Below are 21,949 nucleotides of genomic sequence, written 5' to 3' on the forward strand. Positions count from 1 at the left end.
GGTCCTCAACCTGCCACGTCGGACGGGAGGTTCTCGCCCCGCCCGCCCCGCCCGGCCATCCGGCACCCGAGGCAGTCCGCGTGCCCCGCCCGCGCGGAGCGGTCCCGCACCATGAGTCCGCGCTGATCGAAGGGGCGCCGGGCGGGCGGCTTGCCCCAGCCCGCCAGGTGCAGGCACCACGTCGCGAGTGCGGCGGCCGTCAACAGGGCCGCCCCCAGCCAGATCCCCGGCCGCCAGCCGATGACTCCCACCCCGGCGACCACCGTTCCGGCCGTCGCGACCGCGCACCCGGTCCAGCCCGCGATCGTGTGCCCCTCGTCGTGTGCGCTCACGTGTCTGTCTCCTTGCGTCCGGCAGCCGTAGGATGTCTTAGCAAGTGAGGAATTTATCTTACGGACTAAGGGATTTCAATGGCCGGCAAGCCCAGCCCTCGCCCAACTGCCGCCGCAGCAACCGCGATCGGCGCGCTGGACGATCTCGTCGCGACGAACCTCATCGGCCGCCAGGAGTTCGCCCGGAACCTGGGGCTGAGCGTGAAGGACCTCATCTGCTTCGCGCACGTCCTGGAGGCCGACGGGTCCCCGGTGACCGCCGGCAATCTGGCCGGGCGTGCACAGGTCACGACGGGAGCGGTGACCGGAATCCTCAACCGCCTTGAGGGCGGCGGCTTCGTGACCCGCGCGCCGGACCCCACGGACCGCCGCCGTGTGCTCGTCACCGCCGTCCCGGCGGCCGCCGAACGCGTGCGCGCGGTCTACGGCCCGTATGACGCGCTCCTCGCCGAGCTCTGCGCGGAGTACTCGCCGGCCGAGATGGCCGTGGTGGCCGACTGGCTGACGCGCGCGGGCGCGCTGGCGCGCTCGTACCTCGACGGGTCGTGCTAGCCAAGTTCCCTGTGCTGTACGTGAGTCGGGCCCGGCACCCTCAGGGGGTGCCGGGCCCGAGACGTGCGCGACCGGTGTCAGCTGCCGTCGGTGAGGATGAGCTGGTACAGGTAGATGACGTGGGTGTTGTCGTCCGGCGTGGTGTTCACGTCGTCGGACGGGGTGTCGAGACGGAAGTAGAACTGCGGCGCCTTGCGGCCCTTGAGCTGGCCGCTGTCCTGCATCTTCGCGAGCTGGTCGACGAACTTGCTCGCGGACGGCGTCTTGGTGCCCAGCTTGCTCGCGAGGTCGCCGCCCACGACCACCTTGAGGTGCGCGTCGTCGAGGAGCACGTCCGTCGCGGCACCGGTCGCGCTGTTCGGCGTGAAGGTGGGAGCGCCGTCGCCGCCGACGCACTCGTAGGAGCCGAGGACGAGGCCGATCACCGTGTTGGGGCTCTCGCCGCCGAAGTTGACGGACTCGATCGACCCGTACGGGCCCTGACCGCCGTGCTCGCAGACCATGGTGCTCGGCGGCTTCTGCCGGTTCGCGTACTTGTACCCGCCGCCCGAACCGCCCTTGCTGGGCTGGGGGGTGGTGGGCGTCGTGGCGGTGCCCGTGGTTCCGGCGCCGGTGGTCTTGCCCGGCTTGCTCGGAGCGGACGCGGGCGCGCTCGACTTGTCGTCGGCCTTCTTGTCGCCGCTGCTCGGATCGCAGGCGGTGGCGGTCAGGGCGGTCGCGACGACCGCGCCCAGGACGTACAGCTTCATGCTTTTGCGCATGGCTCGCATTGGATGATCCCCCGAACTCGAGCGCACGCGCGGTGCAATGCGCTTGATCAATGAATGACTGCGGGTGAAGTGTGCCCGTGGAACCGGTGGTTCCACGCGCGCCGTACCGTACCGTTACCGATCACGCACATTGATGCGGGCGTGGCACAGGGCGACGTGCGCACACATGTTCTCCGGTGTCGCCGGGCGGCATAATCCCGATGTGACCTTCACCGCGCGCCAATTGGCTCTGGCCACCCTGGACCGTCAGTTGCTGCTCGAACGCCGCCGCCTCGATGTGACCGAGGCCGTACGCCAGGTCTGCGCTCTGCAGGCGCAGACACCGGCCTCGCCGTATCTCGCGCTCTGGAACCGCGTGCGGGACTTCGACCCGGCGGATCTCGACGCGGCATTCGCGGACGGCCGGATCGTGAAGGCCACCCTCATGCGGATCACCCTGCACGCCGTCCACGCCGACGACTACGCGCCGTACCACGCGGCGATGGTGGCCAGGCTGCGCGATTCACGGCTGTACGACCGCCGCTTCACCTCGACCGGGCTGACCGACGCGGACGCCGACGCGATGCTCCCGGAACTCGCCGGGCTGCTGGCAACTCCCCGTACCGGCGCGGAGATGGAGACCGAGCTCGCCGGGCGCTTCGGCGAGGGCGCGCACCGCTTGTGGTGGGCGCTGCGTACGTACGCGCCGGTCCACCATGCGCCGACCGGAGGCCCCTGGTCGTTCGCGCAGCGGAACGCCTACCGCGCCGCCCCCGGGACCGACCCACAGGATGCGGACGCGGGGGCGCGGAGGCTGCTGCTCGGCTACCTCAAGGCGTTCGGGCCGGCCTCGGCGCAGGACTTCGCCCGGTACACCCTGCTGGCGCGCCCGACGATCACCCGGGCGCTGCACGACCTCGACGACCAGCTCGTACGGGTGCAAGGCCCGGGCCGCGCCGCCCTGTTCGACCTGCCGGAGGCGACGGTGCCCGCCGACGACACCCCGGCGCCGGCGAGGCTGCTGCCGATGTGGGACAGCACGCTGCTGGCCCACGCCGTCCCCGGCCGGGTGATGCCCGAGGAGTACCGGCGCCTGGTCGTCCGGGTCAACGGCGACATGCTGCCGTGCCTCCTCGTCGACGGCCGGGTCGCCGGCGTATGGCGCGCGGTCGAAGGCGGCCTGGAACTGACTGCCTTCCACAAGCTGGACAAGACGGCGTGGCAGGCCCTGACCGAGGAGGCGGAGAAGCTGACGGCGCTGCTCGCCGACCGGGATCCGGCGGTCTACGGACGCTATGGGCACTGGTGGGACAAGGGGCTCCCGGGAGTCGAGACGGTGACGGTCAAGGCCTGACCGCCGGCCGGGCAGTGCGCTGATACAGCGTGCTTACCGCAACGCGTCCAGGAGCGCGCGCTCGCGCTCGCTGCTGAGACCGGCCCGGCGGGGCCGGTCCAGGCCCTGCTCCCGCTCCCAGCTGAGGGTGTCCGCCAGCAGCTCCGTCCGGGGGCGGTGCCGCAGGCCGGCCGCGAGGGCCGCTGCGCCGCTTCGGGCGCTGAAACCGGACCAGTCGGGGTCGGCCATCCACATCGCGAGGGACTCCGGGCCCATGAACTGCACGACCTCCTGCCCCAGCAGCCACGCCTCGTCGGCCTCCACCACGGGCCCGGTGTGCCCGCCGATCTCGCGCGACATCGCGACCCACTCCCCGAACGGCACGATCGGGCCGACCGCGTCGAACGTTCCGGTCGTCTGCTTCTCCGCGCAGTCGAGCAGCCACGCGGCGAGGTCCCGTGCGTCGACCGCCTGGGTGGAAATGCCGTCGGACGCCGGCACCAGCAGCGGAGCCAGCGGCTCGCGGGCCGCGCGGGCGACCCAGTACCCCGTACGGCAACTGTGGTCGCCGGGGCCGCCGATCAGCCCGGCCCGCGCGATGAGGAGCCGCTCGCCCACCGCGGCCGTCGATGCCTCCTCGCAGGCCACCTTGGCCTCCCCGTACTGTTCGCGTTCGACCTCGTCCTGGTCGGCCGCCGGGAGCAGTTCCGCCGACTCGTCGGCGTCGAGCCGGGCATGCGAGGCATACGCGCTGACCGACGAGACGTACGACCAGTGGCGCGCCCGCCCGCCGAGCGCGGCCAGCGCCCCGCGGACGAATCCCGGCTGCCACGACACCTCGATCACGGCATCCCAGTCCCGGCCCTTGAGGCTGTCGTACGCCGCAGGATCCCGCCGGTCGGCGACGACCAGCGTCGCGCCGTCCGCGACCTCCCCGCTCTCACCGCGCGCCAGACAGGTCACCCGATGACCGCGTGCCAGCGCCTGCCGCGACACTTCGCGGCCCACCCATGCCGTCCCGCCCAATATCAAGATCTCCATCAGCCCACCCCAACACGGGTGCGGGTCCGTGGCCACCTGCTTCGCCGAGAGCGCAGCTCCCGCCGGGCGCTCCGGCGGTTGTCAGTGGTGTGCGCCATGATGGGCGGGTGGAAATCGAGCCGTACAGAGGCGAGTTGCTGGCGTTCTGCTACCGCATGCTGGGCTCGTTCCATGAGGCCGAGGACCTGGTGCAGGAGACTCTGCTGCGGGCCTGGAAGGCGCGTGACCGGTACGACCCGGCGCGTGCGTCCGTGCGGACCTGGCTGTACCGGATCGCGACCAACGCCTGCCTGACCGCGCTGGACGGGCGCGCGCGGCGCCCGCTGCCGTCCGGGCTGGGGGCGCCGAGCGACGATCCGGGGGCGCCGCTCGCGCCGGTGCTCGATGTGCCGTGGCTGGAGCCGTTTCCCGACGCGCGGTTCGACGTGGAGGCGCGGGCCGATCTGCGGCTCGCCTGGGTGGCGGCCACCCAGCTCCTGCCCGCGCGGCAGCGTGCCGTACTGGTGCTGCGCGAAGTGTTCGAGTTCTCGGCCGCCGAGGTCGCCGGGCACCTGGAGACGACCGTCGCGGCGGTCAACAGCGCCCTGCAGCGCGCCCGTGCGACCGTCGCGGAGGCGGGCGCCGGCAGTGCCGATTCGTATCGCGAGCCGGGGGATCCCGAGGTGCGCGCGGTGATCCAGAAGTACGTGCAGGCCTTCGAGGCGGCCGATGTCCCGGCGCTGGTACGGCTGTTGGCGGACGACGCGATCCTGGAGATGCCGCCGGTCCCGCTCTGGTACCGGGGGAGCAGGGAGTACGGCCTGTTCATCGAGCGCGTGTTCCAGATGCGCGGGCCCGGCTGGCGTATGCGGGAGCTCACCGCCAACGGTCAGCCCGCGCTCGCCGCGTACGCGCCGGACCCTGTCGCGGGCGGACTCCAGCTGCACACCCTGCAGGTCTTCACGGTCGTACGGGGTCGCGTGACGCACAACGTCGTCTTCACCGACCCGCGCGTTCTCGGCGCCCTGGACCTTCCGCACACGTATCCCGGAGATTCCTTTCACCCGGACCGATGAGTCGGGGCGGCGGCGCCGGTACATACCGGTGAGCACCGAACCGAAGGGAACTCATCGTGAGCGTCATCGTCATCACGTACATCACCATGGACGGATTCGTGTCCGACCCGGACGGATCCGAGGGCACGCCGGCGGGCGGCTGGATGTTCCGGCACGGCCCCGAGGCGGTCGAAGGGGACAAGTTCCGGCTGGGAAGCACCCTGGACGACGGGGTCCTGCTGCTCGGGCGCAAGACCTGGGGGCTGTTCGCGCAGTTGTGGCCCACCCGCGAGGACCCGTTCTCGCTGCGGATGAACGCCGTACCGAAACTGGCCGCGTCCCGGACCATGACCGGGGCCGACACCGCGGCGTGGTCCAACTCCCAGGTCATGGAAGGGGATCTGCTGGACACCGTGAAGCAGGAGAAGCGCGACGTGATCGTCGCCGGAAGCGTGAGCATCGTGCGGCAGCTGATGGCCGCGGACCTCATCGACGAGTACCGCCTGCTGATGCTCCCCACCGTCCTGGGAACCGGAGACAGCTTCTTCCCGGCCGGCACCCCGAGCAGGGACCTGGAGTGCCTGGACTCGGAAAAGGTCGGCGCCGGTGTCCTCACCCGCTGCCGGAGGGCTGCCCGCTAGCGCCCGCCCGAGGGGCCGCTGCACGGATGGCATGCACTCCGTGCAGCGGCCCCAGGCGTCCGGCGCCGCTGCGTGATACTCGTCGCATGAAGTGGTTCGAGCAGGCGCGGGCAGCGGAAGAGCGTGGGGACTGGGACACCGCGATCGCGCTGGTGAGCGCACACGCCGAGTGCTGCTCCGCCGACTCCTCCGCGCACGGCAACCACCTGTGGCACATGGATCTGCTCGCCCGCGCGGGGCGGCTCACGGAGCTCACCGCGCTCGCCGTCGACGATCTCCACGCACGCCGGAGACTCAACCGGTGGTTTCGCGAGCAGGGGATGGAGGCGGCGCTGCGCGACCGGGCCAAGGGCGGTGACCGTGGCGCCCTGTTCGCGCTTCTGCGGCTGCTGGGCGAGACGGGCCGGGAGCGTGAAGCGCGTCGAGCAGTCCAGGAACTCGGCCCCGACGATCAGTACGCGCACCGGATCGTGGCCGAGTACCTCTGTCCCTGAAGTCCCCCTTGTCCGCCCCTATCGCACCGGAGGGCAGACCCGCCCCACGGCCGCGCACTTCGCCTCGAAACCGGGCGGCAGCCACCCGCCCGACAGCAGCCGCGGATGCGCGGGAAACGCCGAGTGCGCGGCGAGCACGAAGATCAGGGACGCCCACAGGCTGTGCAGCCGTATGGTGAGATACCCGGCGCCCCCGCTCTCGTGGAACGCGCACTGGAACACGTCCGGCGCGACCAGGTCCACCGTGTCGAGCCCCGACCAGTTCAGGTTCAGCCAGTTCTGCGGATGCGCGAAGTGGGCCCGCCGGTCGGTGACGGTGACCTCGCCGTGTCCGTCGCCGACCCAGCGCGGCTGTGCGTTGGCCGCCGCCTGGTTGCGCCGGGAGGCGTTTCCGATGGCGTCGGCGGCCATGCTGCCCACCACGAAGCTCGTCGAGCCGAAGGCGAAGCTGCTGCTGTGCCGGTACGAACCGTTGCCCACCGCCCGCCAGGTCGCGCGCGCCGCCGGCCCCGAGGCCAGGGACAGTTCGCCCGGTTCCAGCCGCGTCATCGTCGGCAGCGGGGTCCTTCCGGGGAGGCGTCCGCCCACGAGATCGTGGACGACATCGCACGTATAGAAGAGATGGTCGTCCAGCTCGGTCCACGGAGCGAATCCCTCGACCCCCGGCCCCATCGCACCGGCACGCTTGTCCACAACTTCCCCCGTCTCATCCCTGAAGCTCAATCATCTCCAGATTACCGAGGGTTGGCAGGGTGCGGGGAGGCGGTCAGGACCTGCAACTCCAAGGAGGTGTCCGGCCGGTCCGCCCGCAACGGCTCGTCGGCCTCCTGCGGTACGGCGGTCGTACGCCCCCATGCCGTGCCCGCGAGGACCAGCACCGCGCCCACGAAGCCGAGCCAGCCGGGCCGGTCCCCGGCGAGCGCGATGCCGACCACCGCGGCCCACACCGGTTCCGTACCGAGCAGCAGGCTGACCCGCGAGGGCGACGTCCTGCGCACCGCCCACATCTGCACGAAGAACGCGAAGAGCGTGCAGAACGCCGACAGATACAGCAGCCCCAGCCAGTCGCCCGCCCCGAAGTCCGCGGCGGCCGCCCAGGGCGTGCCCCCGGTCCCGGGAGCGGCCGAAAGCAGCGCGAACACCACGACGGCGCTGCCCAGTTGGACCGTGGTCATCGAGAGCGCGTCCGCGTCCTGCACCGAGGCCATCCGCGACATCGCGAGGACGTGGACCGTACGGGCGACGGCCGCGCCCAGCATCAGCAGGTCGCCGAGCGAGGGTTCGCTGAATCCGGCGCCCTGCGTCAGCAGCAGCACACCGAGCACCGAGAGCCCGGCCGCGGCGACGAATCCACGCGACAGCTTCGTCCCGCGCATACGGCTCTCGGCGATCGGCGTGAAGATCATCGTGAGGCTGATGATGAGCCCGGCGTTGGTCGCCGAGGTCTGCACGACGCCGTACGTCTCGAGCAGGAAGATCCCCGCCAGGATCAGCCCGAGCACGCCGGCCCCGCGTATCTGTGCACCGCTCAGCGCCCGGAGCTTCCGCCACCCGACGACGCCGAGCACCGGCAGCACGATGCCGAAGCGGAGTACGAGAACCGCCAGCACGGTCTGGGTCGTGGTGACCCCCTTGGCGGCGAGATAGCTGGAGCCCCACACCACCGCGACCAGCAGCACGGGCAAATCGGTCAGCCAGGCACGGCGGGCCGCGGGCATGCTCATCGGGCTCCTCGACGGGGATCGGGTCTGCGGGCCCGGACAGCGTAAGTGGTTCCGCCGGTTCCGCCCGACGGGTGGCTCGGCTCGGTGCAACGGGACGCATCGGCAGAGGGCAGCCGCCGCAGTGGTCGCGGCGGCTGCCCCCTGATCCCGCTCCCCCCTCCAGGGATTGGCTCGGCTACCGGCGTACGTGCTCCGGCGGCGCCACCGCGTCGCATGTCAGCTTCTGGTTCGTCGGGACCAGTCGCTCCACGGACCCGGGATTGTTGTGCACGGCGGCCAGTTGGGCCGCGTTCAGGTAGCCGATGAACAGCTGGGTGTGGGCCGGCATCTTCTCCGGCTTGAAGACGAAGGTGACCTGCCCGTCGTCCTCCCGTACGCCCTCCATCACCCGCGTCACCCCTGCACCCTGGCCCGCCGGGCTCAGCTTGCCGCTGTCGTGCGGCCCCTTGCAGAAGATGCCGGTCTTGATGAGGACGGGGAATCCGGCCTTGCGCAGCGCCGCCTGCAGGCCCGCGTGGTCGGTGAAGTACCGCCGCTTGTCGAAGGTGGCGTGGACCGTGCCGTCGCTCTGGGTGTCCACGGTGTACGCGGCCGTGTGGATGTGCACCCCCGTGCCGGACGTCGCGTCCGACGGTGGCGCGGTCGACGGGTTGGAGAGGGTCGAGACCCCGAGCGCGAGGCCCGCGGCCAGGGCGACCGTGGCCACCCCCGCGACCTTGCGGTGGCGCCTGCGGGCCCGGCCCGCCGCGATGATCTCCTCGACGGGGGTGGAGAGACGGACGTCGTCCAGTGAGTCCCTCAGGGTGTCCAGCAGTTGATTGGTCTCGGCATCGCTCATGGCAGGTCCTCCCGCTGCGGTGGTACGGATACGAGTTCGCCGCGCAGCGCCGCAACAGCCCGCGCCAGATGCGCGGTCACGGTCCCGGGCGCGATCCCCAGGGCCTTGGCTGTGCCCGCCGTGTCCAGGTCCAGGAAGACCCGGAAGGCGACCACCTCCCGCTGCCGCTGCGGCAGTCGGCGCAGCGCGGTCAGCAGCGCCGGATCAAGGGCGGCATCGGTGACGGGCGGCCCGGCGGGGTCGTGGTCCCCGATCAGCGCCACCTCCCGCCGCCTGCGCCGCCACCAGGTGACGCGGGTGTTGAGCGCGGTCCGTACGACCCATGCCCTCGGTGACGGATGCCGGCTCACTTTCGCCCACCCCGTCCATGCGCGGGTGAAGGCCTCGGCCACCAGATCCTCGGCCAACTGCCGGTCACCCACGCTCGCCAGGACGGCCCGCAGGCACACATCCCGGTCGGCCCGGTAGAACTCCTTGAATTCCAGCTGCTTCACACCCCTCCTACGCTTGGGGGCCCCGATCCGCTTACCTGCCGGACGACCCGTCGTACCCTCGACCATCTCCGGGATCTCGTCCCCCTTCACGTCCCCAGTGGACGAGGTCCCGGAGGGCCGGGACAAGGGGTGTCACATTTCCGGCTCCGCTTCCGCTCTCAGTGGGCAAGAAGGGACCGCTACAGGAGGCACGCACCATGACCGAAGGACCGCTGATCCCGCCGGCCCCGCCCACCGAGGTCTACGTCGAACACCGCGAGCTGCTCTTCTCCCTCGTCTACAACATGCTCGGCTCTGTCGCCGACACCGACGACGTCCTGCAGGAGACCTGGCTGGCCTGGTCGCGCCGCAACGAGTTCCCGGACGCGCAGCCGATCGAGAGCCCGCGCGCCTATCTGGTGCGGATCGCCGTGAACAAGGCGCTGGCCAGGAAGGACCTGATCAGCCGCCGCCGCGAGACCTACTTCGGTCCGTGGCTCCCCGAACCGCTGGTGAGCACCGACGAGGCCGACGCGGACCGCAGCGACTCCGTCTCCATGGCCCTGATGGTCGTCCTGGAGACGCTGACACCGCTGGAGCGGACCGTCTTCGTCCTGCACGAGGTGTTCGGGTACGCACACACCGAGACGGCCAGGATCCTGGGCCGCTCACCCTCCGCCGTACGCCAACTCGCCCACCGGGCAAGGGAACACGTACAGGCGCGGCGCCCCCGCTACCGGCCCGACCCGCAGATCTGGCAGCAGGTCACCGAGCGCTTCATGGCCGCCAACGCGGGCGGAGACCTGGAAGCGCTCCTGGAGATCCTCGCCGAGGACGTGACGCTGCTCGCCGACGGCGGAGGCAAGGCCCCGGCGGCGGGTCGCCGGCCGGTGCACGGGCGGGAGAAGGTCGCCAGACTGCTCGCGGTCCGCTCCGGGCGCCAGATTCCGGATGCGCGCATCCAGTACCGACGGGTCAACGGGGACCCGTCGGCACTGCTGTTCAGCGGGGATGTGCTCTTCGCCGTACTCGTCCTGGAACTCGCTCCGGAGACCGACGAGGTGGCGAGCATCTACATCGTGACCAACCCGGAGAAGCTCGCCCGGATCGCGTGATCGTGTGATCGCGTAGATGCCGCGGAAGGGTTCAGCCGCCGTACGGGCGGGTGATCACTTCCATGGCGTGGCCCGCGGGGTCGATGAAATAGACCCCGCGGCCGCCGTCGTTGTGGTTGATCTCGCCGGGGTACCGCTTCTGCGGATCGGCGAAATAGTCGACGCCCGTCGCGTACATCCGGGCGAAGATCGCGTCGAAGTCCTCCTCGGGCACGAGGAAGGCGTAGTGATGCGGGGTGATCGGCCCGTCGGGCAGAGTGGCGAAGTCGAGAGTGACTCCGTTGGCGGTGACGACGGGGACGAACGGCCCCCATTCCTCGCCTACTTCGAGGCCGAGGATGTCCGCGAGGAACGCGGCGGACGCCCGGTTGTCACGGGCATGAATGATGGTGTGGTTGAGCTGGACGGATCCTGCTGTGTCACTTGACTGCACGGTGAGATGCCTCCAGAGGCATGTCCCGGCACCTCCATGCTCCGCCCAGGCGGCGGCCGGCACGCGATGCTGCCGTGGATCATACGGGAGCCGGTATCAGCGGTCCAGATAGGCCAGCACGGCCAGCACCCGCCGGTTGTCGCTGTCCCCCTGCAGCAGCCCCAGCTTGGTGAAGATGTTGCCGATGTGCTTGGCGACGGCCTTCTCCGTGACGAAGAGCCCCTCCGCGATCCCGGCGTTCGACCGCCCCTGCGCCAGCCACTCCAGGACCTCGCGCTCGCGCGGGGTCAGTGCCCCGATCCGCTCGTCGCGGTCCCTGCGCACCAGCAGCTGCGAGACGACCTGCGGGTCCATCGCGGTCCCGCCCTCCGCGACCCGGCGGACGGTGTCCATGAACTGGGTGCCGTCGGTGACCCGGTCCTTGAGCATGTACCCGACGCCGCCTCCGCCCCCGGCGAGCAACTCCCTTGCGTACAGCGGCTCCACGTACTGCGACAGCAGCAGTACGGGAAGACCCGGCACCCGGCGCCGCGCCTCCACGGCCGCCCTCAGCCCCTCGTCGCTGAAGCCCGGCGGCAGCCTGACGTCGACGACGGCGACGTCGGGGCGGGGGTCCGCGGTGAGGGCGGCGAGCAGGTCCTCGCCGTTGTCGACGGCGGCGGCGACCTCGTGGCCGTACGCCTTCAGCAGGCGGATCAGGCCGTCCCTCAGAAGGAAGTGGTCTTCGGCGAGGACAATTCGCACGGGAGCTCCATCGTCACCAGGGTCGGGCCGCCCGGCGGGCTGCTCACGGCCAGTACGCCGTCGAAGGTGGCGAGCCGGCGCTCGATGCCGCGCAGGCCGGTGCCACGGGTCACGTCCGCGCCGCCGTGGCCGTCGTCGGTGACGGTGATCCGCAGGGCGCGGCGGTCGGAATCGTAACCGACCTCGATCCAGGCACGATCGGCGTTCGCGTGCTTGGTGGCATTGGTCAGCACCTCGGAGACGGCGAAGTACGCGGCGGACTCCACGGGCAGATCGGGGCGGCCGGGGAGGTCGGCGACGACCTCGGTGGCGAGCGGGCTGCCGAGCGCCAACGCCCGTACGGCATCGGCGAGTCCGCGGTCGGCGAGGACCGGCGGATGGATGCCGCGGACGAGGTCGCGCAGCTCCTGCAGGGCCTTGGTGGACGACTCGCGGGCCTCGACGAGCAGTTCCCGTACGGACTCGGGGTCGGTCGAGAGCCGGTGCTCGGCGGCGTTCAGCGTCATGCCCATCGCGACCAGGCGCGCCTGCGCCCCGTCGTGCAGATCGCGCTCGATGCGGCGGATCTCCGACATCTGGTTGCCGACCGCGTCCGAGCGGGTCTCCGCGAGGTGCCTGACCCGGGCGTTCAGCAGCTCCTTCTCGCTGGGCGTCAGGATCTTGCGGGTCCAACGGGCGTGCTGGCGTACGACTTTGGGGGCGGCCCACAGGGCGAGGGGGAACTGCACGACCCCGACGAGCCCGGCCAGGGCCGCGGTCTTCCACCCCATGACGGGGAAGAAGAGATACCAGGCGTTGTTCCAGGACCCCTGGGAGAGCTGCGCCCCGTACGCGGCGAGGAAGAGCCCCCAGAGTCCGCTGAGCACCAGCGCGGCCGGCACGAAGGCGAGGGGCCCGCCGACCAGCGGCTCCAGCCGGGCCCAGAGCCGCTCCCGCCGGGTCTGCGGGTCACTGGCCAGCCATGCGTACCGGGCGGCCAGGCCATGGGTGCCCGGTGGGACGGGTGGCAGGGGTCCGGGCGGTGCGGGGATCTCGACCCCTGACCACGCGGCGGTCACCTGCCGCTGCCGGTCCGCCTGTTTGCGTACGCCGGCCATCGCGGCCGGGACGAGCCCCAGGCCGGGACCGGCCAGCCACACGGCTGCGGTGACGGCGAGGGAACGCAGGGAGGCCAGATGCGCGAGGCCGCTGAGGGCGAGGGACCTGCGGAAGGCTATGAGGCCGCCTCGGAGGGTGAAGTCCGTGCACGTCGTGGTGTGTTCGCTGTCGCTCATGGCGTCAGTATCCGATGGTCGGACGGGCCGTGTCGGTGGTGAAAACTCCCCTTTCCGGGGAGCGGGCGACTGCTAGCAGATGAATGGGTTCTTGCGCTGAACCATTGGCTAATTTTCACTTGCACGGGTGAAGTGCTAAAAGCATGCACGTTTCTGCGGCCTCCGCCTTCCTATGGTGAGGAGCGTCGCCCTGGACTTCGGCGGCTGTCCCGATTCGTGCTAGCGCGAGGACTGCCGTGGGTGTGAAAGATCTACCGGGGCTGTTGCCTGATTCCGGCCAAAGCGCCTTCAGCTACGTGGTGAGCGGCTTCACCGTCGTGGAGTTCCACGGAGAGATCGATGTGGCCACGGGCCCCGGCGTCCGCCCACACCTCGATGCCGCAACCGCACTCCCAGGGGCCCGGCTCATCGTCGACCTCGGGCCCGCCACCTTCATCGACTGCTCCGCACTGGCTCTGCTCTGCCGCGCCAGGAGGAGGGTGCGGGCCAGGGACGGCACCATGGCCGTGGTGTGTACGAACCCCTGGCATCTGCGGATCCTTCGCGGGGCCGGACTCGGCGACAGTTTCCGGGTGGTGGGGACGGTGGCGGATGCCTTAATCGGGTGGATCCCGCACCAGCCTCTTTCGTAGGCTCCCCTCCCATGACCGCGAACCGATCGTTCGAAGAGCTCGTCGCCGAGGCCGACTCCGTATCCGTGGCGGGCTGGGACTTCTCCTGGCTGGACGGCCGCGCCACGGAAGAGCGCCCCTCGTGGGGGTACGCGCAGGGGGTGGGGGAGCGGATGGGGCGGGCGTCCGCAGCACTCGACATCCAGACCGGCGGAGGTGAAGTCCTCGCGTCCGTACCGAAGTTGCCGCCGCTCATGGCAGCCACCGAGTCCTGGCCGCCGAACGTCGCGAAGGCGACGGCGCTGCTGCACCCGCGGGGTGTGGTGGTCGTCGCGGACGCGGACGAGCCGCCGCTGCCGTTCGCGGACGGGGCGTTCGACCTGGTGGTCAGCCGGCATCCGGTGAAGGCGTACTGGACGGAGATCGCCCGGGTCCTGGCCCCGGGCGGTACGTACTTCTCGCAGGAGGTCGGCCCCGCGAGCGTCTTCGAACTCGTCGAGTACTTCCTGGGCCCCCTGCCCGAGGCCCGCAAGGGCCGCGACCCGGAGGCGACCCGGGCGGAGGCCGAGGGGGCGGGTCTGGAAGTGGTGGACCTGCGTCTGGAGAAGCTGCGCACGGAGTTCTTCGACATCGGGGCCGTCGTCTACTTCCTGCGCAAGGTGATCTGGATGGTCCCGGGCTTCACGGTGCAGGAGTACCTGCCCCAACTCCGGTCGCTGCACCAGCAGATCGAGGCGGAGGGTCCCTTCGTCGCCACGACGGCACGGTTCCTGGTCGAGGCGCGCAAGCCGGTATCGACCCCGTCCGGCGACTGAGGACAAGCGGCCGAGGGTCGCTTACGCTCGCCACGTGATCGAGTCGACGATCCTCGCCCTCGCAGGCGGCCTGTTCGGCGCCGCCGCCGGGCTCCTGCTGCCGCGCCCCGCCTACCGGTTGGCGGTCGAGCCGGAGGAGCCCTGGCGGTCGGTCACGCCCGAAGGCCACCCCGTCGGCGGCTGGCTCGGGCCCGCCCGCACCTCGTACGGCGGGCGCTACGGCCCGAGCACGCCCGCCACGGTCACCGTCACCGCACTGCTGTGCGCCGCACTCGCCGTAGCAGCCGGACCTGTGCCCGAACTGTGCGTCTGGCTGCTGATCGCGCCCGTGTTCGTACTCCTGGCCATGGTGGACCGCGCCGTACAGCGCCTGCCCGACGTACTGACCCTCCCGCTCGCCGCCGCCACCACCGCCCTGCTCGCCCTCGCGGCTGTGCTCCCCGGCGCCAGAGGCTCCTGGACCGGCGCCCTGCTGGGCGGCTGTGCGCTCGCGGGCGGCTACTTCGTGTTGTTCCTCGTCAACCCGAGAGGGATGGGCTTCGGTGACGTCAAGTTGGCTATGTCACTGGGACTGGCACTCGGCTGGTACGGGTGGGGGGTGCTGATGCTGGGTGCGCTCGCCGGCTTCGTCTACGGCTCCCTGTACGGGATTTCGCAGGTGGCGAGGGGTCGGGCCACGCGGAGGACGGCTCTGCCCTTCGGCCCCTTCATGGTGGCCGGCGCCTGCACGGGTCTGCTGCTCGGCGCATTCGGAGCGTAGCCACGGCACGTCGTGGCGCCGAGCACGACTTACGAAGGGTTATGGTGGAAACCCCCCCTCGGGCCGGTCCGTATCCCCCCCCACGGACCGGCCCGTTTTTTGTGCCCGGATATCGCCGGGCACCCGCGGTCAGCCGCGCCCGGCCCAGATGTTGGCGCCCGCGGTGTCCACGGCGAAGGAGTCGATCTCCTTCAACTCCTCGGCGGTGAGCGGCGCTCCGGCCAGAGCCGCGACGTTCTCGTCCAGCTGCTTCACGCTGGAGGCGCCGATGAGCGCGGACGTCATCCGCGGGTCGCGCAGCACCCAGTTGAGCGCCAGCTGTGCGAGGGACTGGCCGCGGCGCTTCGCGATCTCGTTGAGCCCCTGGAGCCGGCGCAGCACCTCGTCCGAGAGCAGGCCCGGGTCGAGCGACTTGCCCTGGGTGGCGCGTGAGCCCTCCGGGATGCCCTTGAGGTACTTGCCGGTGAGCAGGCCCTGCGCGAGCGGCACGAAGGAGATGCAGCCCATGCCGGCCGTCTCCAGGGTGTCGAGCAGCGCGTCGTCCTCGGTCCAGCGGTTGATCATCGAGTACGACGGCTGGTGGATGAGGGCGGGTACGCCCATCTCCTTGAGGATGCGGGCCGCCTCGGCGGTCTGCTCGCTGGTGTACGAGGAGACGCCCACGTACAGCGCCTTGCCCTGCTGGACCGCGGAGGCCAGCGCGCCCATCGTCTCCTCGAGCGGCGTCTCGGGGTCGAAGCGGTGGGAGTAGAAGATGTCGACGTAGTCGAGACCCATGCGCTGCAGCGAGGCGTCCAGCGACGAGGTCAGGTACTTGCGCGAGCCCCACTCGCCGTACGGGCCGGGGTGCATCAGGTAGCCGGCCTTGGTGGAGATGATCAGCTCGTCGCGGTAGGGCGCGAAGTCCTGGGCGAAGAGCTTGCCGAAGTTGAGCTCGGCCGACCCGGCCGGCGGACCGTAGTTGTTCGCCAGGTCGAAGTGGGTGACACCGATGTCAAAGGCGCGGCGAAGGATCTCGCGCTGCGAGTCGAGGGTGCGGTCGTCACCGAAGTTGTGCCAGAGGCCGAGGGAGATCGCGGGCAGCTTCAGCCCGCTGCGGCCGGTCCGCCGGTACTCCATGGAGTCATAACGGTCACCGGCGGCGAGATAACGAAGAGAATCGGTCATGTCCCCTGACTATCACGGAGCTGTGACAGTCCGGGTTGGGTGGCTGTGACCCCTGCGCAGTAGTGTGGCCGCTTCGGGGCTGGACATTTCCGGGGGGCGACCCCCGGCCCCCCGGCCGGACACGACAGGCCAGTCGGTGGCCCCCACCGCCCTGGTGAGAGGAACCTCTGTGAACTTGCGCGACCTGGTGTACGGGCTCTACGCACGCCGGGTGGAAGGCCGCCTCGACCACGCCCAGGTGCCCAAGCACATCGGCGTCATCCTCGACGGCAACCGCCGCTGGGCCAAGGCCTCGGGCGGTACGGCCGCGCAAGGGCACAAGGCGGGCGCGGACAAGATCTCCGAGTTCCTCGGCTGGTGCGACGAGACGGACGTCGAGGTCGTCACCCTGTGGATGCTCTCCACGGACAACTTCGACCGCCCCGAGGACGAGCTCGGCCCGCTCCTGGGCATCATCGAGGACACGGTCCGCGAGCTGGCCTCCGACGGCCGCTGGCGCGTCCACCACGTCGGCACGCTCGACATCCTCCCCTCCCGTACGCAGTCGGTCATCAAGGAGGCCGAGCAGGCCACCCACGACCGCGACGGAATACTCGTCAATGTCGCCGTCGGCTACGGCGGCCGCCAGGAGATCGCGGACGCGGTCCGCTCGCTCCTCCTGGAGCACGCCTCGAAGGGCACCTCCTTCGAGGAGCTCGCCGAGATCGTCGACGTCGAGCACATCTCCGAGCACCTCTACACGCGCGGCCAGCCCGACCCGGACCTCGTGATCCGTACCAGCGGCGAGCAGCGGCTCTCGGGCTTCATGCTCTGGCAGAGCGCCCACTCGGAGTACTACTTCTGCGAAGTCTTCTGGCCCGCGTTCCGCAAGGTGGACTTCCTGCGCGCCCTGCGCGACTACGCCGCACGACACCGGCGTTACGGCTCCTAGTCCGGCAGGGGGCCCGGCGGTTGCCCCCGGGTGACACAGCCCCTCTCGGCCCAACTCCCTCACCCGCGTATGCGGTGGGTGGCATGGCTTCGCATGTTCGAGGGCATACCCCCTCCTGAGCAGCGTTCTCAGCAGCTCACCCGGGAGGCCCTTTGCACACGGTGATCGTGGAGGGCCGGTGCTCGGCCCGTGCATCGGGGCCAGAGACCGGTTCCACCGCCCGCGACGTTGTCGCACCCGAACCTCTGCCGAGGGGGTACGTCCTTCCGTGGTGACCAGCACTAAGCGCCGCATGCCCGACAGGCGCACTTACGTTCTCGACACCAGCGTCCTGCTGGCCGACCCCAACGCGATGACCCGCTTCGACGAGCACGAAGTCGTGCTCCCGATCGTCGTGGTCACGGAGCTGGAGGCCAAGAGGCACCATCCGGAGCTCGGTTACTTCGCCCGGCAGGCCCTGCGCCTGCTGGACGACTTCCGGGTGAAGTACGGACGCCTCGATGCCCCCCTCCCGATGGGCGAGCTGGGCGGGACCCTCAGGGTCGAGCTGAACCACTCCGATCCCAGCGTTCTTCCCGCTGGCTACAGGTTGGGGGACAACGACTCCCGGATTCTCGCGGTCGCACGAAATCTCCAGGCGGAGGGATACGACGTCACCGTCGTGTCGAAGGACCTCCCGCTGCGCATCAAGGCGTCGTCGGTCGGTCTGCTCGCCGAGGAGTACCGCGCCGAGCTCGCGATCACGGACTCCGGTTTCACCGGAATGTCCGAACTGCCGCTCTCCGCCGACCAGGTGGACCTCCTCTTCTCCGAGGAGACGCTGTACGTCCCCGAGGCGGCGGACTTCCCCGTCCACACCGGACTCGTGCTCCAGTCGGAGCGCGGCAAGGCACTGGGCAGGGTGACCGGCGAGGGCAACGTCCGTCTCGTACGCGGTGATCGCGAGGCCTTCGGGCTGCACGGTCGCAGCGCCGAGCAGCGCATCGCCCTGGATCTGCTGCTCGATCCGGACATCGGGATCATCTCGATGGGCGGCCGGGCCGGCACGGGCAAGTCGGCGCTGGCGCTCTGCGCGGGACTTGAGGCCGTACTGGAGCGCGGGCAGCACAAGAAGGTGATGGTCTTCAGGCCGCTGTACGCGGTCGGTGGGCAGGAGCTCGGCTATCTGCCGGGGTCCGAGGCCGACAAGATGGGCCCGTGGGCCCAGGCGGTCTTCGACACCCTCTCGTCGGTCACGTCGCGCGAGGTGATCGAGGAGGTGCTCGGGCGCGGCATGCTGGAGGTTCTGCCGCTCACGCACATCCGGGGCCGTTCGCTCCACGACGCGTTCGTCATCGTGGACGAGGCCCAATCCCTGGAGCGGAACGTCCTGTTGACCGTTCTGTCCCGTATCGGGGCAAACTCCAGGGTTGTCCTCACGCACGATGTCGCCCAGCGCGACAATCTGCGGGTCGGCCGGTACGACGGAGTGGTCGCCGTCGTCGAGAAGCTCAAGGGGCATCCGCTCTTCGCGCACATCACGCTGACCAGGTCCGAGCGCTCGCAGATCGCCGCGCTGGTGACCGAAATGCTGGAGGACGGGCAGATCTGAGGCGTACGTCCTCTGTTACCCGTGGGTTCGAAACGGGAGCCGTCCGGCGAAGGTGAAGCAGCCTAGCCGGGCGGCTCTTTGCCGTGCCGCAGTTTCCAGAAAACTCCCGGGGCAAACGGGGTGTGAGCTTTCACACCCAGCAGATAATTGCCTTGCGGCGCCCCCGTCCGGCAGAGTCTCTTTTCCGTCAGGCCCCGCATACGGCACCCGTGCACGAAATCACCACACAACTCCACATCTGACGCCGTATGCCGCCCGAGCACCATCCGGCTCTCCCGCAAGGGAGTTGCCAGTCGGGCCCGTGCCTCCCGTGACCCAGCAGTTGGGAGGCCAGCGCCAGGGGCACGATTGCGTCCGCGGGGTCACCGAAGCGGGCGCTGCTGGAAGGAAACCGTGTGAGCCGGATTTCGGTTCGCGGATTCGCGGTGGCATCTGCCACCGCGGTCACCACCGTTGGCGCCGTCGTAGGCGTTGCCTCGGGCAGCACGCTGCCCGCACATGACAACAACACGGACGCAGCTGCCGCGGACACGACGCTCCTCGCGGACATCCCCACCGGCCAGCAGGCCCAGGTGCAGACCGCATCCCTGTCCCAGCAGGCCGACGTACAGGCCCAGCAGGCCGACGCGACGGCCAAGAAGGATGCCGAGGCCGCGGCCCGCATCCAGGCTGCCAAGGACGCGAAGGCCAAGAAGGACGCCGCTGAGGCGAAGGTCAAGAAGGAGCGCGAGGCCAAGGAAGCCGCCAGCCGGTCCGAGGCCCGTTCCAAGATCAGCTACACCCAGCAGAGCTCGTACTCGGTGTCGCAGATCAAGGCGATGGCCCAGTCGATGATGGCGTCCGACCAGTTCCAGTGCTTCAGCAACATCGTGGACCACGAGTCCGGCTGGAACTACCGCGCGACCAACCCCTCATCGGGTGCCTACGGTCTCGTCCAGGCCTACCCCGGCTCCAAGATGGCCTCGGCCGGAGCCGACTGGCAGACCAACCCGGCGACCCAGATCAAGTGGGGCCTCAACTACATGGAGAACCGTTACGGCTCTCCGTGCGGCGCCTGGTCGTTCTGGCAGACCCACCACTCGTACTGAGTCGGGAAGTCCGCCCGGGCAGTCAACTTCCACGAGCCCCTCACCGTCCTTCGGTGGGGGGCTCCGTGCGTGTACGGTCAGCCTCGAATCTGTGACCGGGGGAAAAACCGGGGGAAGTGGGATCGACATGGCAGGACTGCCGGGATGGCTGGAGCGGCTCGGCGCCGAACTGACCAGCTTGGGCGAACGGCTGGAGGAACGCCGTGCGGAGGACGAAGTGACGACGGGCCACGAAGAAGAGACGCAGCCGGCCCCCGAACACGTACCCCCGCCGCCCGCCTACGCCCCTGCCGTGGCTCCCCGCCCCGATCCGGTGGCCGCGGTCCCCTGGGGCATGCGGGTCGCCGCCGAGGCGGGCTGGCGCTTCCTGGTCCTCGCGGGCACGCTCTGGATCCTGATGAAGGTCATCAGCGCCGTCCAGTTGGTGGTGTTCGCCTTCGTCGCGGCCCTGCTTGTCACCGCCCTGCTGCAGCCGACCGTGGCCCGGCTGAAGAGGATGGGCCTGCCGCGCGGTGTGGCGACGGCGGTCACCGCGATCGGCGGCTTCGTCATCATGGGGCTGGTCGGCTGGTTCGTGGTCTGGCAGGTCATGGAGAACCTGGACACGCTCTCCACCAAGGTCCAGGACGGTATCCAGGAGCTGAAGAACTGGCTGCTGAACAGCCCGTTCCATGTCACCGAGGACCAGATCAACCAGATCGCCAAGAACCTCAGCGACACGATCGGCGCGAACACCAACGAGATCACCTCGACCGGTCTGCAGGGCATCACCGTCCTGGTGGAGGTGCTCACCGGGATACTGCTCGCGATGTTCTCGACGCTCTTCCTGCTGTACGACGGCCCGCGCATCTGGCAGTGGTGCCTCAAGCTGGCCCCCGCCGCAGCCCGTCCGGGTCTCGCGGGCGCGGGCCCGCGCGCCTGGCGGACGCTGACCGCCTATGTGCGCGGGACGGTGATAGTGGCCATGATCGACGCCATCTTCATCGGGCTCGGGATCTTCTTCCTGAAGGTGCCCATGGCGGTCCCGCTGGCCGTCTTCATCTTCCTGTTCGCCTTCATCCCGCTGGTGGGCGCGGTCATTTCGGGCGCGCTCGCGGTGGTCGTCGCCCTGGTCACCGAGGGACCGTTCACGGCGCTGATGGTGCTGGCCGTGGTCCTTGCCGTACAGCAGATCGAGGGACACATCCTGCAGCCGTTCATCCTCGGCCGCGCGGTGCGGGTCCATCCGCTCGCCGTGGTGCTGTCCGTGGCGGCCGGCGGGCTGATCGCGGGGATCGGCGGCGCGGTGGTCGCGGTCCCGCTGGTGGCGGTGACCAACACGATGGTGGGCTATCTGCGCGCGTACAGCAGGGAGAACGCACTCAAGACCGCACCGCAGCCGCACGGGGCGACAGCGGTGGAAGTGGCACCTGTACTGCCGCACACGGGGGAAGCAGAGGAATCGCAGTGATATCGGAGCCGGAGATGGTCGGGGGGTTCGGTGACGGCCACGTCATGGACCTCCCGGCCGAGTTGGAGCCCCACCCGCCGCGCGCACCACGCCCGCGCAGGCCGTGGGTGTGGGCGCTGGGCGGGGCGGTGGTGGCTTCGGCGGTGTGGGGCGGGGCGCTCTTCGCGTACGGGCGGGGGCACGACGAGGGGATCGACACCAAGGGGTACGCGGTGGGGGACGACCTCTGCCGGAGCGCCGCGCTCACGTCCCTGTCGGCCGCACTCGGGACCGCCCATGACCCGTACAAGTGGGCGAAGACCGCCGACGCGTTGGACCAGGCGGGCTGCATCACGAACCTGGGCGCCGATGGCAGCGATGACTCGGATGAGGACAGAACACCGCGGGTCATCTACGGGGTGAACATCTTCGTCGCCCTGCACAAAGTGACGGATCCCGCGCCCGAGTTCGAAGCCACGAGGGACACCGACCAGACGAATCCGGACGAGCGTCCGAAGGTGGAGGAGGTTCCGGGCCTCGGCGACGTGGCGTACATGGTGACCTCCCTGTCGAGCGACCCCCGTGAACCGGAACTCCGGGTGCGGGACGGCGGCGCGGTGCTCACGCTGAGGGTTTCGGTGGGGTCGGTCGGGTACGACACCGCCAAGGAGCCCAAGATGCCGACCGCCGAAGAGATGGCGGCTCTGCAGCCCGCGATGATCGAGGACATGCGGGCCCTGATGGCGGCGCTCAAGAAGTAACGGCGAGGGCCCCGGCGAC

25 protein-coding genes are annotated in these 21,949 nt (G+C 70.1%); 14 read left to right on the forward strand and 11 right to left on the reverse strand.

Annotated features, from left to right (window positions below; genetic code table 11):
* Positions 1-5: 5 nt before the first annotated feature.
* Positions 6-332, reverse strand: a complete 327-nt coding sequence (locus AB0H78_RS31370; RefSeq protein WP_363238056.1) for an HGxxPAAW family protein — start codon at positions 330-332, stop codon at positions 6-8.
* A 78-nt stretch (positions 333-410) separates the two neighbouring features.
* Here AB0H78_RS31370 and AB0H78_RS31375 point away from each other — a divergent pair, with 78 nt between their 5' ends.
* The gene (locus AB0H78_RS31375; RefSeq protein WP_363238057.1) at positions 411-884 is read left to right on the forward strand and encodes a MarR family transcriptional regulator; all 474 of its coding nucleotides are present in this window, start codon (positions 411-413) and stop codon (positions 882-884) included.
* 77 nt (positions 885-961) lie between these two features.
* Here the strand turns inward: AB0H78_RS31375 and AB0H78_RS31380 are convergent, their stop codons facing one another.
* Positions 962-1,645 carry a hypothetical protein gene (locus AB0H78_RS31380; RefSeq protein ID WP_363238058.1) on the reverse strand — a complete coding sequence of 228 codons (684 nt, stop codon included), beginning with the start codon at positions 1,643-1,645 and terminating at the stop codon, positions 962-964.
* A 211-nt stretch (positions 1,646-1,856) separates the two neighbouring features.
* Between AB0H78_RS31380 and AB0H78_RS31385 the strand changes: the two genes are divergently transcribed.
* A complete protein-coding gene (locus tag AB0H78_RS31385) occupies positions 1,857-2,987 on the forward strand; it encodes a winged helix DNA-binding domain-containing protein (protein ID WP_363238059.1) in 1,131 nt (376 codons plus the stop codon).
* A 33-nt stretch (positions 2,988-3,020) separates the two neighbouring features.
* Here the strand turns inward: AB0H78_RS31385 and AB0H78_RS31390 are convergent, their stop codons facing one another.
* Positions 3,021-4,007 (reverse strand): NAD-dependent epimerase/dehydratase family protein, encoded by a 987-nt coding sequence (locus AB0H78_RS31390; protein WP_363238061.1) that lies wholly within the window; start codon positions 4,005-4,007, stop codon positions 3,021-3,023.
* Between the two features lie 107 nt (positions 4,008-4,114).
* Here AB0H78_RS31390 and AB0H78_RS31395 point away from each other — a divergent pair, with 107 nt between their 5' ends.
* The 3 genes from AB0H78_RS31395 to AB0H78_RS31405 all read left to right on the forward strand — a co-directional run bounded on the left by AB0H78_RS31395 (position 4,115) and on the right by AB0H78_RS31405 (position 6,176).
* Positions 4,115-5,062 (forward strand): sigma-70 family RNA polymerase sigma factor, encoded by a 948-nt coding sequence (locus tag AB0H78_RS31395; protein WP_363238062.1) that lies wholly within the window; start codon positions 4,115-4,117, stop codon positions 5,060-5,062.
* 56 nt (positions 5,063-5,118) lie between these two features.
* The gene (locus AB0H78_RS31400; protein WP_363238063.1) at positions 5,119-5,682 is read left to right on the forward strand and encodes a dihydrofolate reductase family protein; all 564 of its coding nucleotides are present in this window, start codon (positions 5,119-5,121) and stop codon (positions 5,680-5,682) included.
* Positions 5,683-5,768: 86 nt separating this feature from the next.
* On the forward strand, positions 5,769-6,176 hold the full coding sequence (locus tag AB0H78_RS31405; protein ID WP_363238064.1) for a hypothetical protein: 408 nt from the start codon (positions 5,769-5,771) through the stop codon (positions 6,174-6,176).
* Positions 6,177-6,194: 18 nt separating this feature from the next.
* Here the strand turns inward: AB0H78_RS31405 and AB0H78_RS31410 are convergent, their stop codons facing one another.
* From AB0H78_RS31410 to AB0H78_RS31425, 4 genes are all read right to left on the reverse strand, one after another.
* On the reverse strand, positions 6,195-6,869 hold the full coding sequence (locus AB0H78_RS31410; protein WP_363238065.1) for a hypothetical protein: 675 nt from the start codon (positions 6,867-6,869) through the stop codon (positions 6,195-6,197).
* Positions 6,870-6,910: 41 nt separating this feature from the next.
* Positions 6,911-7,894: a DMT family transporter gene (locus tag AB0H78_RS31415; protein WP_363238149.1), complete on the reverse strand. Its 984-nt coding sequence runs from the start codon at positions 7,892-7,894 to the stop codon at positions 6,911-6,913.
* Between the two features lie 181 nt (positions 7,895-8,075).
* Positions 8,076-8,738, reverse strand: coding sequence for a hypothetical protein (locus tag AB0H78_RS31420; RefSeq protein WP_363238066.1), 663 nt, complete (start codon positions 8,736-8,738; stop codon positions 8,076-8,078).
* Positions 8,735-9,232: a sigma-70 family RNA polymerase sigma factor gene (locus AB0H78_RS31425; RefSeq protein ID WP_363238067.1), complete on the reverse strand. Its 498-nt coding sequence runs from the start codon at positions 9,230-9,232 to the stop codon at positions 8,735-8,737. The genes AB0H78_RS31420 and AB0H78_RS31425 overlap by 4 nt, the downstream gene beginning before the upstream one ends.
* A 197-nt stretch (positions 9,233-9,429) precedes the next feature.
* Between AB0H78_RS31425 and AB0H78_RS31430 the strand changes: the two genes are divergently transcribed.
* On the forward strand, positions 9,430-10,326 hold the full coding sequence (locus AB0H78_RS31430; protein ID WP_363238068.1) for a sigma-70 family RNA polymerase sigma factor: 897 nt from the start codon (positions 9,430-9,432) through the stop codon (positions 10,324-10,326).
* 31 nt (positions 10,327-10,357) lie between these two features.
* On the opposite strand, the gene AB0H78_RS31435 is transcribed toward AB0H78_RS31430, so the two are convergent.
* The 3 genes from AB0H78_RS31435 to AB0H78_RS31445 form a co-directional block, all read right to left on the reverse strand.
* Positions 10,358-10,759, reverse strand: coding sequence for a VOC family protein (locus tag AB0H78_RS31435; protein WP_363238069.1), 402 nt, complete (start codon positions 10,757-10,759; stop codon positions 10,358-10,360).
* A gap of 96 nt (positions 10,760-10,855) precedes the next feature.
* Positions 10,856-11,503 carry a response regulator transcription factor gene (locus AB0H78_RS31440; protein ID WP_363238070.1) on the reverse strand — a complete coding sequence of 216 codons (648 nt, stop codon included), beginning with the start codon at positions 11,501-11,503 and terminating at the stop codon, positions 10,856-10,858.
* Positions 11,467-12,777 (reverse strand): histidine kinase, encoded by a 1,311-nt coding sequence (locus AB0H78_RS31445; RefSeq protein ID WP_363238071.1) that lies wholly within the window; start codon positions 12,775-12,777, stop codon positions 11,467-11,469. The genes AB0H78_RS31440 and AB0H78_RS31445 overlap by 37 nt, the downstream gene beginning before the upstream one ends.
* 242 nt (positions 12,778-13,019) lie before the next feature.
* Between AB0H78_RS31445 and AB0H78_RS31450 the strand changes: the two genes are divergently transcribed.
* From AB0H78_RS31450 to AB0H78_RS31460, 3 genes are read left to right on the forward strand one after another with little or no spacing between them, the layout of a single operon-like run.
* Complete coding sequence (locus tag AB0H78_RS31450; RefSeq protein ID WP_363238072.1) at positions 13,020-13,409, forward strand: anti-sigma factor antagonist; 390 nt, start codon at positions 13,020-13,022, stop codon at positions 13,407-13,409.
* A gap of 11 nt (positions 13,410-13,420) precedes the next feature.
* On the forward strand, positions 13,421-14,203 hold the full coding sequence (locus AB0H78_RS31455; RefSeq protein ID WP_363238073.1) for a class I SAM-dependent methyltransferase: 783 nt from the start codon (positions 13,421-13,423) through the stop codon (positions 14,201-14,203).
* Positions 14,204-14,240: 37 nt separating this feature from the next.
* On the forward strand, positions 14,241-14,963 hold the full coding sequence (locus AB0H78_RS31460; RefSeq protein WP_363238150.1) for an A24 family peptidase: 723 nt from the start codon (positions 14,241-14,243) through the stop codon (positions 14,961-14,963).
* Between the two features lie 129 nt (positions 14,964-15,092).
* On the opposite strand, the gene mgrA is transcribed toward AB0H78_RS31460, so the two are convergent.
* A complete protein-coding gene (gene mgrA, locus AB0H78_RS31465) occupies positions 15,093-16,130 on the reverse strand; it encodes an L-glyceraldehyde 3-phosphate reductase (RefSeq protein ID WP_363238074.1) in 1,038 nt (345 codons plus the stop codon).
* 169 nt (positions 16,131-16,299) lie between these two features.
* Here mgrA and AB0H78_RS31470 point away from each other — a divergent pair, with 169 nt between their 5' ends.
* From AB0H78_RS31470 to AB0H78_RS31490, 5 genes are all read left to right on the forward strand, one after another.
* On the forward strand, positions 16,300-17,061 hold the full coding sequence (locus AB0H78_RS31470) for an isoprenyl transferase (RefSeq protein ID WP_363238076.1): 762 nt from the start codon (positions 16,300-16,302) through the stop codon (positions 17,059-17,061).
* Between the two features lie 268 nt (positions 17,062-17,329).
* Entirely contained in the window at positions 17,330-18,652 is a 1,323-nt protein-coding gene (locus AB0H78_RS31475; RefSeq protein WP_363238077.1) for a PhoH family protein, read from the forward strand.
* A 395-nt stretch (positions 18,653-19,047) separates the two neighbouring features.
* Positions 19,048-19,740 carry a transglycosylase SLT domain-containing protein gene (locus AB0H78_RS31480; RefSeq protein ID WP_363238078.1) on the forward strand — a complete coding sequence of 231 codons (693 nt, stop codon included), beginning with the start codon at positions 19,048-19,050 and terminating at the stop codon, positions 19,738-19,740.
* A 127-nt stretch (positions 19,741-19,867) separates the two neighbouring features.
* Positions 19,868-21,190: an AI-2E family transporter gene (locus AB0H78_RS31485; RefSeq protein ID WP_363238079.1), complete on the forward strand. Its 1,323-nt coding sequence runs from the start codon at positions 19,868-19,870 to the stop codon at positions 21,188-21,190.
* Positions 21,187-21,930: a hypothetical protein gene (locus tag AB0H78_RS31490; RefSeq protein ID WP_363238080.1), complete on the forward strand. Its 744-nt coding sequence runs from the start codon at positions 21,187-21,189 to the stop codon at positions 21,928-21,930. The genes AB0H78_RS31485 and AB0H78_RS31490 overlap by 4 nt, the downstream gene beginning before the upstream one ends.
* Positions 21,931-21,949 lie beyond the last annotated feature (19 nt).

Origin of the sequence: Streptomyces sp. NPDC050738, assembly GCF_040654175.1 — a bacterium.
Lineage (GTDB): Bacteria > Actinomycetota > Actinomycetes > Streptomycetales > Streptomycetaceae > Streptomyces.

Coding starts and splice junctions, on each gene's coding strand:
- AB0H78_RS31375 (WP_363238057.1), top strand. CDS start 411: ATGGCCGGCAAGCCCAGCCCTCGCCCAACTGCCGCCGCAGCAACCGCG.
- AB0H78_RS31380 (WP_363238058.1), bottom strand. CDS start 1,645: ATGCGCAAAAGCATGAAGCTGTACGTCCTGGGCGCGGTCGTCGCGACC.
- AB0H78_RS31390 (WP_363238061.1), bottom strand. CDS start 4,007: ATGGAGATCTTGATATTGGGCGGGACGGCATGGGTGGGCCGCGAAGTG.
- AB0H78_RS31405 (WP_363238064.1), top strand. CDS start 5,769: ATGAAGTGGTTCGAGCAGGCGCGGGCAGCGGAAGAGCGTGGGGACTGG.
- AB0H78_RS31415 (WP_363238149.1), bottom strand. CDS start 7,894: ATGCCCGCGGCCCGCCGTGCCTGGCTGACCGATTTGCCCGTGCTGCTG.
- AB0H78_RS31420 (WP_363238066.1), bottom strand. CDS start 8,738: ATGAGCGATGCCGAGACCAATCAACTGCTGGACACCCTGAGGGACTCA.
- AB0H78_RS31430 (WP_363238068.1), top strand. CDS start 9,430: ATGACCGAAGGACCGCTGATCCCGCCGGCCCCGCCCACCGAGGTCTAC.
- AB0H78_RS31445 (WP_363238071.1), bottom strand. CDS start 12,777: ATGAGCGACAGCGAACACACCACGACGTGCACGGACTTCACCCTCCGA.
- AB0H78_RS31455 (WP_363238073.1), top strand. CDS start 13,421: ATGACCGCGAACCGATCGTTCGAAGAGCTCGTCGCCGAGGCCGACTCC.
- mgrA (WP_363238074.1), bottom strand. CDS start 16,130: ATGACCGATTCTCTTCGTTATCTCGCCGCCGGTGACCGTTATGACTCC.
- AB0H78_RS31485 (WP_363238079.1), top strand. CDS start 19,868: ATGGCAGGACTGCCGGGATGGCTGGAGCGGCTCGGCGCCGAACTGACC.